Below are 16,256 nucleotides of genomic sequence, written 5' to 3' on the forward strand. Positions count from 1 at the left end.
CCCGGAGTTCGTTGTGCTGGAAATCCGCCACCTGAAAACCCTTCATGCCCTGCGCGAGTCCGACAGCCTGGTCGAGGCCGCCGAGCGCCTGCACCTGACCCAGTCGGCACTGTCTCACCAGTTCAAGGAGCTTGAAGAGCGCCTCGGCCTGCCGCTGTTCGTGCGCAAGACCAAGCCGATCCGCTTCACCAGCGCGGGCCTGCGCCTGTTGCAACTGGCCGACGCCACCCTGCCACTGCTGCGCGGCGCCGAGCGTGACATCGCCCGCCTGGCCGGCGGTACCGCGGGCCGCCTGCACATGGCCATCGAGTGCCACAGCTGCTTCCAGTGGCTGATGCCGACCATCGACCAGTTCCGCGATGCCTGGCCAGAAGTCGAGCTGGACCTGGCCTCGGGCTTCGCCTTCGCCCCGTTGCCGGCACTGGCCCGCGGCGACCTGGACCTGGTGGTGACCTCCGACCCGCTGGACCTGTCCGGCATCACCTACGTGCCGCTGTTCACCTACGAGGCGATGCTGGCCGTGGCCAACCAGCACGCGCTGGCGAGCAAGCCCTACGTCGTGCCGCAGGACCTGCTCGACCAGACCCTGATCACCTACCCGGTCGAGCGTGATCGCCTGGATATCTTCACCCGCTTCCTGGAGCCAGCCGACATCGAGCCGGCCGCCGTGCGCACCTCGGAGCTGACGGTGATGATGATGCAGCTGGTGGCCAGCGGCCGTGGCGTCTGCGGCATGCCGCACTGGGCGCTGCACGAGTACAGCTCGCGCGGCTATGTGAAGGGCAAGCGCCTGGGCGAGAAAGGGCTGTTTGCCACGCTCTATGCGGCGGTGCGCACCGACATGCTCGATGCGCCGTACATGCGCGACTTCCTGCTGACCGCCAAGGACACCTCGTTCGCGACCCTCGACGGGGTCAGCGCGGTGCGTTGATCAGCTCGCGGTAGAGCGGCAGGATCAGGTCACGGGTGAGCGGTGCCAGCTCCAGCGTTGGCGTCTGGTCAGCACTGAGCCAGTGCACTTCTTCGATTTCCGCCGCCGGTGCCACGGTGTCGGCGGTGTCGATGCGAAACAGCTCGGCGTGCACTTCAAAGCCGGGCTCGTTGGCGGCCGGGGCGCTGAACTGACCGAGGTACTCGGCCTGGCTCGGGTCGAGCCGCAGGCCCAGTTCTTCTTCCAGCTCACGCACCAGCGCCTGCTGCGGCGACTCGCCGGCGTCGATCTTGCCGCCGGGCTGCATGAAGGCCTGGGTACCGCGCTTGCGTACCAGCAGGGTGCGACCCTGAGGGTCGATCAGCAGGGCGGCGGCGATGCGGATGGTCTTGGTCATGGGGGGCTCTCGGGCACGCAAAGGTGGCGAGGATACCTGATGTTCGCGATGGCCGGGCCGGCCCTGTCGCGGGGCAAGCCAGCTCCCACGCAGATCAACCTCCACCGCGACCGTGGGCTTGCCCCGCGATAGGCCGGCACTGGCAGACGAACGGCCCCTTGCCAACCTCGCCTACGCACGCCATAACCAGTGCATGAACCTCCCTGCCCTGCACCACCCGGCATTGGACCTGTTCCACCCCGCTGTCGGCCGCTGGTTCCGCCAGCATTTCGCCACGGTGACCGATGCCCAAGCCCGCGCCTGGCCGCTGATCCATGCGGGGCAGTCGATGCTGCTGGCCGCGCCGACCGGCTCGGGCAAGACCTTGAGCGCCTTCCTGGCGGTGCTCGACGAACTGTTCCGCCAGGGCCTGGAGGGCAACGGCGAGCTGCCCGCGCAGACCCAGGTGATCTACGTTTCTCCGCTCAAAGCGCTGTCCAACGATATCCGCCTGAACCTGCAGGCACCGCTCGAAGGCATCCGCCAGGCCCTCGAAGACCAAGGCCTGAAGGCGCCCCACATCACCACCGCCGTGCGCACCGGCGATACCCCGCAAAAAGACCGCGCAGCGATGCGCAAGCTGGCCCCGCACATCCTCGTCACCACCCCGGAATCGCTCTATGTGCTGCTCGGTTCCGCCTCTGGCCGCGCTGGCCTGGCCCAGGTGCACACGGTCATCGTCGACGAGATCCACGCCGTCGCCGGCAACAAGCGCGGCTGCCACCTGGCGCTGACCCTCGAACGCCTGCAAGCGTTGTGCGCCAGGCCGCTGCGGCGGATCGGCCTGTCCGCCACCCAGCGCCCGGTGGCCCGCGTCGCACAGTTCCTGGTGGGCACTCAGCGCCCCTGTGCGATCGTCGATGTCGGCCACGCGCGGGAGCGTGACCTGGCCATCGAAGTACCGCCGGTGCCGCTCGGCGCGGTGATGGCCACCGATGTCTGGGGCCTGGTCTACGACCGCCTGGCCGAGCTGGCCCGCCAGCACCGCACCACGCTGGTGTTCGTCAACACCCGGCGGCTGGCCGAACGCCTCACTCGCCACCTCGGCGATCGCCTGGGCAAGGAGGGCGTGGCCGCGCACCACGGCAGCCTGGCCAAGGAACATCGGTTGCTCGCCGAACAACGCCTGAAGGGCGGCGAATTGCAGGTGCTGGTGGCCACTGCTTCGCTGGAGCTGGGCATCGACATCGGCGACGTCGAGCTGGTCTGCCAGATCGAGTCACCCGGTTCGATCGCGGCGTTCCTGCAACGCGTCGGCCGCTCTGGCCACCAGGTCGACGGCATCCCCAAGGGCCGCCTGTTCGCCACCTCGCGCGACGACCTGATCGAGTGCGTGGCGCTGCTCGACTGCGTACGCCGAGGCGAGCTCGATGAGCTGCATATCCCCAAGGCGCCGCTGGATGTGGTCGCCCAGCAGATCGTCGCCGAGGTCAGCAACCAGCCGTGGTCCGAGCAGGCCTTGTTCGCGTGCCTGCGCCAGGCCACGCCGTTCGCCGACCTCGACCAGGGCCATTACCAGGCGCTGCTGCGGCTGCTCGCCGAGGGCTACAACGGCCGCCTGGGCGTGCGCGGCGCCTATGTCCACCGCGACGCCGTCAGCGGCATGTTGCGCGGGCGTCGAGGCAGCCAGCTGACCGCGCTGACCAGCGGCGGCACGATCCCGGAGAACGCCGACTATGCGGTGCTGCTCGAACCCCAGGCGCTGAACATCGGCAGCGTCAACGAAGACTTCGCAGTAGAGAGCATCGCTGGCGACATCTTCCAGTTGGGCAATGCCTCCTACCGCATCGTGCGGGTCGAGCCCGGTCGGGTGCGGGTCGAGGATGCCCAGGGCCTGCCGCCGACCATTCCGTTCTGGCTCGGTGAAGCGCCCGGGCGCAGCGATGAACTGTCCGCTGCGGTCGCCCGGCTGCAATCGCGCATCGACCAGCAACTGCAGGCCAGCGACGGTGACCCCGAGCCGGTGCGGCAATGGCTGCAAGACGCCTATCAGTTGAGCGAGGACTGCGTCAGCCAACTACTCGATTACCTGACCCGCACCTGGCAGGTGCTCGGTGCCCTGCCCTCGCAACAGACCCTGGTGCTGGAGCGCTTTTTCGACGAGTCCGGCGGCACCCAACTGGTCATCCACTCGCCCTACGGCAGCCGCATCAACCGCGCCTGGGGCCTGGCCCTGCGCAAGCGCTTCTGCCGCACCTTCAACTTCGAGCTGCAAGCGGCAGCCAGCGAGGACGCGATCGTCCTGTCGCTGTCGACCAGCCACAGCTTCGAACTCGACGAGGTGTGGCGTTACCTGTCGAGCAAGACGGCCGAGCCGATCCTCATCCAGGCCGTGCTCGACGCGCCGCTGTTCGGCGTGCGCTGGCGCTGGAACGCCGCCGTGGCCCTGGCATTGCCGCGCTTTGTCGGCGGGCGCAAGGTCGCCCCGCAGATCCAGCGAATGAAAAGCGAAGACCTGGTGGCCGCGGTGTTCCCCGACCAGATCGCCTGCCTGGAGAACATCGTCGGCGAGCGGCAGATCCCCGATCACCCGCTGGTCGAGCAGACCCTCGAAGACTGCCTGCATGAGGCCATGGACAGCGACGGCTGGCTGGCGCTGCTGCGGCGCATGGAAAGCGGCGAGGTGCGTCTGCTCAGCCGCGACCTGCCGGCGCCTTCACCGCTGGCCGCGGCCATCCTCAACGCCCGCCCGTATGCCTTTCTCGACGATGCACCACTGGAAGAACGGCGTACCCAGGCCGTGCTCAGCCGGCGCTGGAACGAGGTGCACAGTGGCGATGACCTCGGTGCACTGGACCTCGAGGCCATCGCCGCGGTGCAGGACGAGGCCTGGCCACAGCCGACCAGCAGTGACGAAATGCATGAAGCGCTGATGAGCCTGGGGGTCATCAGCCAGGCCGAAGTGCAACACAACCCAGGCTGGGAGGAGCTGCTGCAAGCGCTGGCCAAGGCCGGGCGCAGCACCTGCCTGGATTCGCCCGGCGAGCCGCTGTGGCTGGCCCGCGAGCGGCTCAACCTGTTGCAGGCGCTGTATCCCCAGGCCCGCCTCGCTCCCGCGCTGACCGTACTGCCTGGCTTTGACCAAGCGCTCGGCCCCGAGGCCGCGCTGACCGAGTTGCTGCGCAGCCGCCTCAGCGGCTTTGGCCCGCAGACCCTGGCGCAGATTGCCGCACCGCTCGGTTTGCCCCACGCCGAGATCGAGCAGGCACTGGCCCGTCTGGAACAGCAAGGCTATGTGCTGCGCGGGCACTTCACCCCCGGCGCAGCGGCGCTGCAGTGGTGCGAACGGCACCTGCTCGCACGCATTCACCGCTACACGGTCAAGCGTTTGCGGCGCGAGATCGAGCCGGTCAGCCTGCAGGATTTCATGCGTTTTCTGTTTGACTGGCAGCATCTGGCGCACGCCGAGCGGCTGCGCGGGCCGGAGGCGATCAACGCCGTGCTGGGCCAGTTGCAGGGGTTCCCGAGTGCCGCAGGTGCGTGGGAAGCGGACGTGCTACCGGCGCGGATCAACGACTACAGCCCGCACTGGCTGGACGACGCCTGCCGCAGCGGGCAGTGGGCCTGGAGCCGGCTGGCCTCGACGGTATCGAGCAGTACCCTGGCGAGCACACCGCTGGTGCTGCTACCGCGTGAGCAATTGGCGATCTGGCGCAGCCTGACGGCCACGCCCGAACCGAGCGAGCTGGGGCCGCGGGCGCAACGCGTGCATGACGCCTTGAAGGCGCACGGCGCGCTGTTTTTCGATGAGCTGGGCCATGAAGCACACCTGCTGCCCAGCGAACTGGAAACGGCTTTGCAGGCGCTGGTCGGTTCGGGGCTGGTCGGCGCCGACAGCTTTACCGGCTTGCGCAGCCTGATCACGCCGGCGGCGAAGCGCTCAGTGCGCGGCAGCCGCCGGGGGCACCCGCCGATGTCGACCAGCATGGCCCATGCCGGGCGCTGGGCATTGCTCAGGCGCAGCGATGTCGAGCCTGACAGTGACCAACGCCTGGAACAGATTGCCCGGACATTGCTGCGCCGCTATGGGGTTATCTGCTGGCGCTTGCTGGAGCGCGAAAGCGATGCCTTGCCCCCTTGGCGAGAGTTGTTGCGCTGCTATCACCGGCTGGAAGCGCGCGGGGAGATCCGCGGCGGGCGGTTTATCGCCGGGCTGGCGGGCGAGCAGTTTGCCTTGCCGGAGGCGGTGGGGCTGTTGCGTCAGGTCAGGCGCAGGGCGCTGGACGGGGAACTGGTGATGGTCAGTGCCAGTGATCCGCTGAACCTGGTCGGCACCCTGCTGCCGGGGGCCAAGGTGCCTGCGGTGAGTGGTAACCGGGTGCTGTACCGGGATGGCGTGGCGGTGGCGGCGCGGGTGGCCGGGAAGTATGTGTTCCTGGTTGAGGCGGCGGCCGAGCAGGCTGCCTGGCGGCAGAAACTGCTGCGCGGCTGATGGCCTCATCGCGGGGACCGCCGCAATGCTGTTCACTCAAGAATGCCGGGGCCGCTGCGCAGCCCTTTCGCGACACAAGGCCGCTCCCACGCCGACCGCGTCATGCCCATATTCACAGGGCATGCGCGGACACTGTGGGAGCGGCCTTGTGTCGCGAAAGGGTCGCGTAGCGGCCCCGGCGAGCTCACGCCAAGCGCAATTTAAGCCACCTGGAAAAAGCTGATGAGACCACTTGAACCAGGCCTATTTCCCAGCCTTGCCCGCAAACCCGGCAAAGCGCTTGTTGAACCCAGCGACCCGCCCTTCGACGGTCGTCTTGCGCTGCTGGCCGGTATACACCGGGTGCGACGCACTCGACACATCCAGGGCCACATACGGGTAGCTCTGACCGTCGCTGTGCTGCTGGGTACGGTCGGTCTCCACCGTCGAACCGATCAGGAAGTACACATCGGCCGCCGTGTCATGGAACAGCACCGTACGGTAGGCAGGATGAATATCAGGTTTCATGGCAAAGACCTCGCTCGCTAAGTGATACTTTATAACATACTAAAAGCGAATGGTTTTTGATACCCCATTTTTCATTTTCCGCGAGCCGCTCAAGGCTGGCCATGCGCCGCCCGATGAGGCTATGGTCGGGGTTTGCCCCAGGCCCTGAGCCTGACCGAGCCATCGCAAGGATTCCGTATGAGCCTGTCACTTCTCAGTCGCTATGCCTTTTTTGCCGCATGCGTCCTGTTCACCCTGGCCAGCCTGCCACTGCTGCACCACGAATGGCTCTGGCCGTTTACCCTGACCACTGCCGTGCTCAGCCTGATCGGCCTGTTCGACCTGCTGCAGAAACGCCACGCAGTGCGGCGCAACTACCCGATCCTGGGCAACATCCGCTACCTGGTCGAGGCGATCCGCCCGGAGATCCGCCAGTACCTGCTGGAAGCCGACAGCGATGCCCTGCCCTTCTCCCGCGCACAACGTTCGCTGGTCTACGCCCGGGCCAAGAACGAAGCGGCAGACAAACCCTTCGGCACCCTGATCGATGTGTATCAGTCGGGCTTCGAGTTCATCGGCCACTCCATGCGCCCGGCACCACTGGCCGACCCGGCAAGCTTCCGGGTGATCGTCGGCGGCCCGCAGTGCAGCCAGCCCTATTCGGCGTCGATCTTCAACATCTCGGCGATGAGCTTCGGCTCGCTCAGCGCCAACGCCATCCGCGCCCTCAACCAGGGTGCCAAGCTCGGCAACTTTGCCCACGACACCGGCGAGGGCAGCATCAGCCCGTACCACCGCGAACACGGCGGCGACCTCACCTGGGAACTGGGCAGCGGCTATTTTGGCTGCCGCACCGCGGACGGGCGCTTCGACCCGCAGCGCTTCGCCGAACAGGCGCGCAACCCGCAGGTACGGATGATCGAGATCAAGATGAGCCAGGGCGCCAAGCCCGGCCATGGCGGCATCCTGCCCAAGCACAAGGTGACCGAGGAGATCGCCGAAACACGCGGCATCCTGATGGGCGAGGACTGCATCTCGCCGTCGCGCCACAGCGCGTTTTCCACGCCGATCGAAATGATGCAGTTCATTGCCCAACTGCGCGAGTTGTCTGGCGGCAAGCCGGTCGGTTTCAAGTTCTGCCTCGGGCATCCGTGGGAGTTCATGGGCATCGCCAAGGCCATGCTCGAGACCGGCATCCTGCCTGACTTCATCGTCGTCGACGGCAAGGAAGGCGGCACCGGCGCAGCGCCGGTGGAGTTCACCGACCATATCGGCGTGCCGCTGCGCGAAGGCTTGCTGTTCGTGCACAACACCCTGGTCGGGCTGAACCTGCGCGACAAGATCAAGCTCGGCGCCAGCGGCAAGATCGTCAGTGCGTTCGACATTGCCAGCGTGCTGGCGATTGGCGCCGACTGGGCCAACTCGGCGCGCGGGTTCATGTTTGCCATTGGTTGCATTCAGTCGCAGAGCTGCCACACCAACAAGTGCCCGACCGGCGTGGCGACCCAGGACCCCCTGCGCCAGCGTGCGCTGGTGGTGCCGGACAAAGCTCAGCGCGTACTGCATTTCCACCACAACACCTTGCGAGCGCTGGCTGAAATGCTGGCTGCGGCCGGGCTGGATCACCCTGCGCAGCTGGATGCCAAGCACCTGGTGCGGCGGATTTCGGCGACCGAGATCAAGTTGTTCTCGCAGATGCATGTGTTTCTCAAGCCAGGGGAGTTGTTGACTGGAGAGGTCGATGGGCAATTCTATTCGCGGATGTGGCAGCTGGCCCGAGCGGATAGCTTTGAACCGCATAGTGAGGTTGCGGCTTGAGGACGGGCTGGCGCATGGCGTGAGTCTGGCTGGGCTCAAACGCCAGCCCACTCCATCCCCTCACCAAATTTTCCGACTCTTCCCACAAATTTTTCACCAAATCCGGTCAACGTCTAAGCTTCAGACAAGCAACACGAAATTACTTGGCCGGATTGAAGACTATGGGCGCACTGTGGCAATCGGAACCCACAAGAAAGGAAGCACCTGAAGAAAATCTGGCTGATGCTCCGGCGCCCAAAACCCCTCGCCAGCGCCGGCTTTGGTGGCGGTTGATCTTTCTCATCGTGCTGGTGGCGATCATCGCCATCGGCTTTGCCGTGTATGACGAGATGCAGACGTCCAACCTGCAATCCCGCGAATTCAGCCGCCTCGCCAGCACCCTCAGCTATACCCTCGAAGCCGGCCCGAGCGACGCCATCGTCTACCCCGGCGAAGGCCCGTTCGACAAACGCCTGGGCTACAGCGCCATTGGCGAATTCCTCCCGCGGCTGCTCAAGCGCGACTACCTGATCAGCCAGCAGGTGCAGTTCTCGCCGGCGCTGATGAACTACGTCGATCACGGCCTTTCCGTGCCCTATGTGGAGAAAATCCAGGCCGGCCTGTCGATCACCGACTGCCGTGGCGACATGCTCTACCAGTACAACTACCCGCAACACTTGTATCCGAACTTTGCGGCGATCCCGCCGGTGATCGTCAACAGCCTGCTGTTCATCGAGAACCGTGACCTGCTCGACCCCCACGACCCGCGCAACAACCCGGCGGTGGACTGGCCGCGCTTCGCCAAGGCGGCCTATAGCCAGGTGGCCAAGTACTTCGCCCTGCCCGGCCAGTCGGCGGGCGGCAGCACCCTGGCCACGCAGCTGGAAAAATACCGGCACTCGCCGGACGGCCTGACCGTGTCCGGCGCAGAGAAACTGCGCCAGATGTTCGCCGCCAGCGTGCGCGCCTACCAGGGCGGGCCCGACACCACCGAGTCGCGCCAGCGCATCGTGCGTGACTACCTCAACAGCGTGCCGCTGTCGGCGGTGCCCGGGCACGGCGAAGTGCACGGCATGGCCGAAGGCCTGCGGGTCTGGTACGGCGCCGACTTCGACCAGGTCAACCAGGCACTGACCTCGACCGCCAGCGATGAGCAGAGCATGGCGACCCGTGGCCTGGCCCTGCGCCAGGTGCTGTCGTTGATGATCGCCCAGCGACGGCCCTCGCATTACCTGTCCAAGGGCCGCGTCGAGCTGGCCGAACTGACTGACTCGCACATCCGCGTGCTTGCCGCCGCCAACATCATCGCCCGGCCACTGGCCGACGCGGCGCTGGCGAGCAAGGCCATCTACCGCGACTGGGTGGCGCAGCCGACCATCGTCCCGATCGTCACCAACAAAGGCATCAGCCTGGCGCGTAACCGTCTGGCGGGGATGCTCAACCGCCCGCTGTACGACCTCGACCGCCTTGACCTGTCGGCCACCAGCACCTTGCAGGCCGACTTGCAGACCCAGGTCAGCCAGTACCTGAAAAACCTCTCCGACCCGGCCTTCGCCGCGCAGATCGGCCTGATCGGCGAGCGCCTGCTGACCACCAAGACCACCGACCAGGTGCGCTACAGCTTTACCCTGTTCGAGCGCACCGAAGACGGCTCGCGGGTGCGGGTGCAGACCGATAGCACCGACCAGGCGTTCGACATCAACGAGGGGAGCAAGCTGGAGCTGGGCTCGACCGCCAAGTTGCGGGTGCTCACCACCTACCTGGAAATCATCGCCGAGCTGCACGACAAGTACGCCGGCAAACCGGCGGCAGAGCTGAAGAAAGAGCCAGTCGCCGAGCTCGACCGGATCACCCAGTGGTCGCTCGAGTGGCTGATGCTCAACAGCAAGAACCAGAGCCTGGACGCCATGCTCGACGCCGCTCTGGAGCGCAAGTACTCGGCCAACACCGGCGAGGCGTTTTTCACCGGCGGTGGCATGCATGTGTTCAACAACTTCCGCAAGGAAGACAACAGCCGCAACCCGACCCTCAAGGACGCCCTGCGCGAGTCGATCAACCTGCCGTTCATTCGCCTGATGCGCGACATTGTCCGCTACGTCACCTACCAGCAGCCGTTCAACCGCGCCATGCTGCTCAAGGACGACGGCGACCCGCGCCGCCAGGAGTACCTGGCGCGCTTCGCCGACCGCGAAGGCACCAACTACCTGATGCGCTTCTGGAAGAAGTACCAGCGCAAGACCTCGCAGCAGCGCCTCGACACCTTCCTCGACAGCATGCGCGTGACCCCGCAGCGGCTCGCCGCGGTGCACCGCTACCTGTTCCCCGAGGCCGGCCAGGAAACCTTCAACGCCTTTGTGCGTGCGCACAGCAAGGGCGACAAGCAAGCCATGGCCAAGCTCACTGATGGGCGCCTGTCGGAGATGTACGACGGCTACGGCCCAGGCAAGTACGACCTGCCCGACCAGGGCTATATCGCCAAGGTCCACCCCCTCGACCTGTGGCTGCTCGGCTACCTGCTGAAACACCCCGGCGCGACCCTCACCGAGATGGTCAACGCCAGCCGCTTCGAGCGCCAGGAGGTGTATGGCTGGCTGTTCAAGAGCCGCCACCAGGGCGCGCGCGACAGCCGCATCCGGACCATGGTCGAGATCGAGGCGTTTCTCGATATTCATCAGCGCTGGAAGCGTGTCGGCTACCCGTTCGACCATCTGGTGCCGTCGCTGGCCACCGCCATCGGCAGCTCCGGAGACCGCCCTGCGGCGCTCTCGGAGCTGGTCGGGATCATCCAGAACGATGGCGTGCGCCTGCCGACCCTGCGCATCGATACCCTGCACTTTGCGGCCAACACGCCGTACGAAACCCAGCTGATCAGCGACCCCGACCGCGGCCAGCGGATCCTCCCGGTGGAAGTCGCGCGGGCGCTCAAGGGCGCGATGTCGCAGGTGGTCGACGCCGGTACCGCGCGGCGCATCTCGGGCAGTTTCAAGCTGCACGACGGCACCCCGCTGGTGATGGGCGGCAAGACCGGCACCGGCGACAACCGCATCGAGAGTTTCGGTGCCGGCGGGCGGTTGATCGGCTCGCGCTCGCTGAACCGCACCGCAACCTTCGTGTTCTTCCTTGGCGACAACCACTTCGGCACCCTGACGGCGTTCGTCCCAGGGCGCACGGCGGAGGCGTTCACCTTTACTTCGGCGCTGCCGGTACAGGTGCTCAAGGGCATGGCGCCGATTCTCATGCCGTATCTTGAGCCGGGCAGTTCGACCGAATGCAAGGCGCCGGGGCTGGCACAGGTGAGCGATTCGGCGTCATCATCGAAAATGTAGATGATAATCATCACTATCCAAGGCTTGTCTTAAGATATATCTTGAGTAATATCTAACGATATATCGTCAAAGACGGAGCCCTCCCATGCGAGACCACGACCCTTTCGAACGCCGACCCGGCCGCGGTGAACGCGGCCCTCGGGTGTTCGCCCCCGGCGACCTGAAATTGCTGCTGCTGGCCATGCTCGCCGAACAGCCCGGCCACGGCTACGACCTGATCCGCCAGATCGAAAGCCTGTTCGACGGCAGCTACAGCCCAAGCCCTGGGGTCATCTACCCGACCCTCAACTTCCTCGAGGAAGCCGAGCTGATCAGCGGCCAGATCCAGGGCAGCAAGCGCCTCTACCTGATCACCGACGCCGGCCGCGACGCCTTGCGCGAACAGGCCGTCGCCCTCGATGGCGTACGCATGCGCATCGAAGTCAGCAAGCGCGCCCTGCGCGGCCACGACCGCCCGCCTGAAATCCATGAAGCCGTGGGCAACCTGCGCCACGCCCTGCACATGCACAGCGGGCGCTGGAGCCCTGAAGAAATCGAGCGGGTGCGCAACCTGCTCAACGACACCGCCAAGGCCATCGCCACCGGCCCGGCCGATCGCGTTACGGAGACCACCCCATGAGCGACACCATCCACCGCGTCAACCATGAAATCAAACAGCGCCGCCTGCAGGTCGTGCGGGTCACCGAGCTGACCCCGCGCATGCGCCGCATCACCCTCGGTGGGCCTGAGCTGGAAGGCTTTGTCAGCCTGGGCAGCGATGACCACATCAAGTTGCTGTTTGGCGTCACGCCGCAGCAGCAGGCCGCCATCGATGCGCGCAACCTGGGCCGCGACGGCGGCGTACGGCCGACCATGCGCGAGTACACGCCACGGCGTTTCGACCTGGCGGCGGGCGAGCTGGACATCGACTTCGTCCTGCACGGTGACGGCCCGGCCTCGACCTGGGCGGCGCAGGCCACGCCGGGGCATACCCTGAACATCGCCGGGCCGCGCGCGTCGCTGGTGGTGCCGGACATTTTCGACAGCTACCTGCTGATCGGTGACGAGACCGCGATCCCGGCCATCGCCCGCCGCCTCGACGAGTTGCCGGCGGGTCGCCAGGTGCTGGCGATCATCCAGGTCGAAGACGAACAGGAGCGCCAGCCACTGCCGAGCAAGGCCCAGGTGGAAGTGATCTGGGTGCGCCGCCAGGACGAAGACCTGCTGGCCCTGGTCAAGCGTCTGAGCCTGCCGGCTGGCAAGCTCTACAGCTGGGTCGCGCTGGAGAAAGCGCTGACCCGCCAGGCCAAGGCACTGTTGCTGGAGAAGGGCGTGCAGGAGGATGCGCTGAAGGCTGCGGCTTACTGGCGTGAAGACGGTAGCGCTGACGACGAGTAATGTGCCGAGCCGGTGCTGGCCTCATCGCGGGCAAGCCCGCTCCCACAGGTTTTTGAGTCGATCAAAAAATGGTGTGAACCTCACCAACCCTGTGGGAGCGGGTTTACCCGCGAAGAGGCCGTGGCTGACACACCTCAGTTACCCCACCTACCCTGCCAGCGATCCAGCATCAGCAACACCAGGCCGATCACCCAGAACCCGACCAGCACTGCCAGGGCATTGAGCATCACCTGCCCATACCCCAGGCTGGCCACGTCGATGAACGGGTACGGGTACACGCCAATCTCATGCCCGCGCCACAGGGCATAGGCAAAATACCCCGCCGGGTACAGGCTCCACAGCCCCAGGTGATGGACGCGCAGGCTGCCCTTGGGCACCACCCGCCACCAGTACAGGACGAACAGCAGCGGCATCACGTCGTGGAGCAACTCGTCCGCCAGCCACTGCCACCCCTGCGGGTGCCACAAGTGGCGCAGCAGCAGGCTGTAGGCCACCGCCACCAAGGCGATGCTGGCCGCTATCCCGCCACTGACCGCCGGCGACAGAAACCAGCGCCTGGCCGCCGACTCACGGCCGAACGCCGCCTGGCTCAACACCGTGGCGACCAGGGTGTTGGTCAACACCGTGAAAAAACCGAAGACGTTGATCAGGCCGCCGACCAGGCTGGCCTGCTCCTGCCAGCGCGCAATCAGCACCAGGTAGACCTGCACGGTCAGCCCGGCCCAGCCGAGCACTGCCGCCAGGGTCAGCCAGGGATGGCGTGGCATTCAGCCTTTGCGCTGCAGCTTGATGTAGAGAAACTCGACTTTTTCCCGCGCCCACGGGGTCTTGCGCAGAAACGCCAGGCTCGACTTGATCGACGGATCACTCTTGAAGCAACGGATGTCGATGCGCTCGGCCAGGCCCTGCCATTGGTAGTGCGCGACCAGCTCGGTGAGGATCTGCTCCAGGGTCTTGCCGTGCAGCGCGTTGTGGTTGGCCGTGCTCATGCCAGTGCTCCCGCGATGAAAAGATGCGCACATTACACGAGTGTAGAGGGCCTTGCGGTCGATTCGATGCCTTTGTCAGCAGGGCCGGCCTCTTCGCGGGGCAAGCCCGCTCCCACAGGGGTCCTGCAATGCTCGAATTCTGGGGTCAGCGCAAATCCTGTGGGAGCGGCGGTGCGCCGATGCGACTTGCCCCGCGAAGAGGCCAGCAGCACCACCAAAAATCCTCTGGCCAGAAGCCATACTAGTAATGTTATATTGTAACCATACTAATACCTTGCCAAGGAACGTCACCTTCCCATGCTGTCCTCACCCCTGCGCCTCTCCCCCCTCGCCGCCGCGCTGTGGCTCGCCTCCGCCCCCAGCCACGCCGTTGAACTGCAACCTCAGGTGATCACCGCCAACCCGCTCGGCAACACCCAACTGGCCGCGCCGAGCACCGTGCTCGAAGGCGACGCCCTGCTGCAACAGCAGCACGGCAGCCTCGGCGAGACCCTCAACAAGCAGCCCGGCGTCGCCTCCACCTGGTTCGGCCCCGGCGCCAGCCGCCCGGTGATTCGAGGCCTGGACGGCGACCGCATTCGCATTCTGCGCAACGGCGTCGGTGCACTGGACGCCTCGTCGCTGTCCTATGACCACGCGGTACCGCTGGATCCGGTCACGGTCGAACGGGTCGAGATCGTCCGTGGCCCGGCGGCGCTCCTATACGGCGGCAACGCCATCGGTGGGGTGGTCAATACCTTCGACAACCGCATCCCCGACACGCCGATCGAGGGGATCCAGGGCGCCGGCGAACTGCGCTACGGCGGCGCCGACACCACCCGCAGCAGCGCCGGCAAGCTGGAAGCGGGCAATGGCGTCTTCGCCCTCCACCTGGACGCCAACAGCCGCCAGTTCAACGACCTGCGCATCCCCGGCTACGCGCGCAGTTCAAAGGTGCGCGACGCCGACGCGCCGGGCAGCCGCCACCGCCTGGAAAACAGTGACGGGCGCCAGGACGGCGGTGCCGTCGGCGGTTCCTACCACTGGGATCATGGCTACGCCGGCCTGTCTTACAGCCGCTACGACAGCAACTACGGCTCGGTGGCCGAATCCGGCGTGCGCCTCGACATGCAGCAGGACCACTACGCCTTCGCCTCGGAGCTGCGCGACCTCGAGGGGCCGTTCAGCTCGGTCAAGGTCGACGCCGGCTACACCGACTACCAGCACCGCGAGATCGAAAGCGGCGAGGTCCACACCACCTTCAAGAACAAGGGCTATGAGGCGCGCATCGAGGCCCGCCACCAGCCGATCGGGCCGCTGGAGGGGGTGATCGGCGCTCAGGTCAGCCGTAACGAATTCTCCGCCCTGGGCGAAGAAGCCTTCGTCCCGCACACCGATACCGACAGCCTGGCGCTGTTCATGCTCGAGCAGTGGCAGGCCACCGAGCGCCTCAACCTGAGCTTCGGCGCACGCCTCGAGCACACCCGGGTAGACCCGGACGCCAAGGGCAACGAAGACTTTGCCGGCGCCGACAGCGCCAGCAGCTTCAACGCCGCCAGCCTGTCGTCCGGCGCGGTGTACCAGCTCGATCCGGTCTGGTCGCTGGCCGCCAACCTCGGCTACACCGAGCGGGCCCCGACCTTCTACGAGCTGTATGCCAACGGCGCGCACGTGGCTACCGGCGCGTACGAGGTGGGCGACCCGAACCTGAACAAGGAAAAGGCCATCTCCGGCGACCTGGCGCTGCGCTTCGACAACGGCACGCACAAGGGCAGTGTCGGGGTGTTCTACAGCCACTTCCGTAACTACATCGGCCTGATCGGCAGCGGTAACCTGCGCGAGGGGCATGACCATGACCACGAGGAAGAAGATCACGACCATGACCACGATCATGGCGAGATCCCTGAATACGTTTACCAGGGCGTGCGTGCGCGCTTCTATGGCATCGAAGCCCAGGACCGCTGGCAGCTGCTGAAGAACCGCTACGGCAGCTTTGCCCTGGAGCTGTCGGGTGACTACACCCGCGCCAAGAACCTCGACAGTGGCGAGCCACTGCCACGCATCGCCCCGCTGCGCCTGAACAGTGGCTTGCTGTGGGAGCTGGAGCGCTGGCAGGCGCGGGTGGACGTGCAGCATGCGGCGTCGCAGCGACGGACCGCGTCGAACGAGAGCGGCACCGATGGCTACACCACCCTGGGCGCGAGCGTGGGCTATCGCTTCGAGGTGGGTCAGAGCCAGTGGCTGGCGTTTGTCCGGGGTGAGAACCTGACCGACCAGACCGTGCGCTATGCCAGCTCGATCCTGCGCGACATCGCACCCGCCCCGGGGCGCAGTGTCGAGGTGGGGCTGCGGACCACATTCTGAGGACCGCTGGGGGCGTTCTTGCGCCCCTTTCATCGTCATTGTTACAACACCGACAACAATGCCCTGCGACAATTTGTCTTTTTTTCTTACAACTTCCCCTATATCCTCCCGCCGCAAGCTGAATCGCTTCATTCGCACC

The 16,256-nt window shown here is 66.0% G+C and carries 11 protein-coding genes; 7 read left to right on the forward strand and 4 right to left on the reverse strand.

Annotation, left to right across the window (positions count from 1 at the left end):
• The first annotated feature begins 13 nt into the window (after nt 1-13).
• Nucleotides 14-931, forward strand: a complete 918-nt coding sequence (metR, locus tag CCOS865_RS06025; protein ID WP_119138865.1) for a transcriptional regulator MetR — start codon at nt 14-16, stop codon at nt 929-931.
• Here the strand turns inward: metR and CCOS865_RS06030 are convergent.
• Nucleotides 915-1,328: an NUDIX hydrolase gene (locus CCOS865_RS06030; RefSeq protein WP_119138867.1), complete on the reverse strand. Its 414-nt coding sequence runs from the start codon at nt 1,326-1,328 to the stop codon at nt 915-917. The two genes, metR and CCOS865_RS06030, sit on opposite strands and share 17 nt — an antisense overlap.
• A 193-nt stretch (nt 1,329-1,521) precedes the next feature.
• Between CCOS865_RS06030 and CCOS865_RS06035 the strand changes: the two genes are divergently transcribed.
• Nucleotides 1,522-5,799, forward strand: coding sequence for an Lhr family helicase (locus CCOS865_RS06035; RefSeq protein WP_119138869.1), 4,278 nt, complete (start codon nt 1,522-1,524; stop codon nt 5,797-5,799).
• A gap of 243 nt (nt 5,800-6,042) precedes the next feature.
• Here CCOS865_RS06035 and CCOS865_RS06040 read toward each other — a convergent pair whose 3' ends face one another.
• Entirely contained in the window at nt 6,043-6,306 is a 264-nt protein-coding gene (locus CCOS865_RS06040) for a type B 50S ribosomal protein L31 (RefSeq protein ID WP_119138871.1), read from the reverse strand.
• A 177-nt stretch (nt 6,307-6,483) separates the two neighbouring features.
• Between CCOS865_RS06040 and CCOS865_RS06045 the strand changes: the two genes are divergently transcribed.
• The 4 genes from CCOS865_RS06045 (at nt 6,484) to CCOS865_RS06060 (ending at nt 12,785) form a co-directional block, all read left to right on the forward strand.
• A complete protein-coding gene (locus CCOS865_RS06045; RefSeq protein WP_119138873.1) occupies nt 6,484-8,103 on the forward strand; it encodes an FMN-binding glutamate synthase family protein in 1,620 nt (539 codons plus the stop codon).
• 161 nt (nt 8,104-8,264) lie between these two features.
• Complete coding sequence (locus tag CCOS865_RS06050) at nt 8,265-11,408, forward strand: transglycosylase domain-containing protein (RefSeq protein WP_119138875.1); 3,144 nt, start codon at nt 8,265-8,267, stop codon at nt 11,406-11,408.
• Nucleotides 11,409-11,493: 85 nt separating this feature from the next.
• The gene (locus tag CCOS865_RS06055) at nt 11,494-12,027 is read left to right on the forward strand and encodes a PadR family transcriptional regulator (protein WP_119138877.1); all 534 of its coding nucleotides are present in this window, start codon (nt 11,494-11,496) and stop codon (nt 12,025-12,027) included.
• On the forward strand, nt 12,024-12,785 hold the full coding sequence (locus CCOS865_RS06060) for a siderophore-interacting protein (protein ID WP_119138879.1): 762 nt from the start codon (nt 12,024-12,026) through the stop codon (nt 12,783-12,785). Before CCOS865_RS06055 ends, CCOS865_RS06060 begins: the two co-directional genes overlap by 4 nt.
• A gap of 134 nt (nt 12,786-12,919) precedes the next feature.
• On the opposite strand, the gene CCOS865_RS06065 is transcribed toward CCOS865_RS06060, so the two are convergent.
• The gene (locus CCOS865_RS06065) at nt 12,920-13,552 is read right to left on the reverse strand and encodes a Pr6Pr family membrane protein (RefSeq protein WP_119138881.1); all 633 of its coding nucleotides are present in this window, start codon (nt 13,550-13,552) and stop codon (nt 12,920-12,922) included.
• A complete protein-coding gene (locus CCOS865_RS06070) occupies nt 13,553-13,774 on the reverse strand; it encodes a VF530 family protein (protein ID WP_119138883.1) in 222 nt (73 codons plus the stop codon).
• Between the two features lie 297 nt (nt 13,775-14,071).
• On the opposite strand from CCOS865_RS06070, the gene CCOS865_RS06075 reads away from it, so the two are divergent.
• Complete coding sequence (locus CCOS865_RS06075) at nt 14,072-16,117, forward strand: TonB-dependent receptor (RefSeq protein WP_119138885.1); 2,046 nt, start codon at nt 14,072-14,074, stop codon at nt 16,115-16,117.
• The last annotated feature ends 139 nt before the right edge of the window (nt 16,118-16,256 follow it).

It is taken from the genome of Pseudomonas reidholzensis (genome assembly GCF_900536025.1).
GTDB classification, from domain to species: domain Bacteria; phylum Pseudomonadota; class Gammaproteobacteria; order Pseudomonadales; family Pseudomonadaceae; genus Aquipseudomonas; species Aquipseudomonas reidholzensis.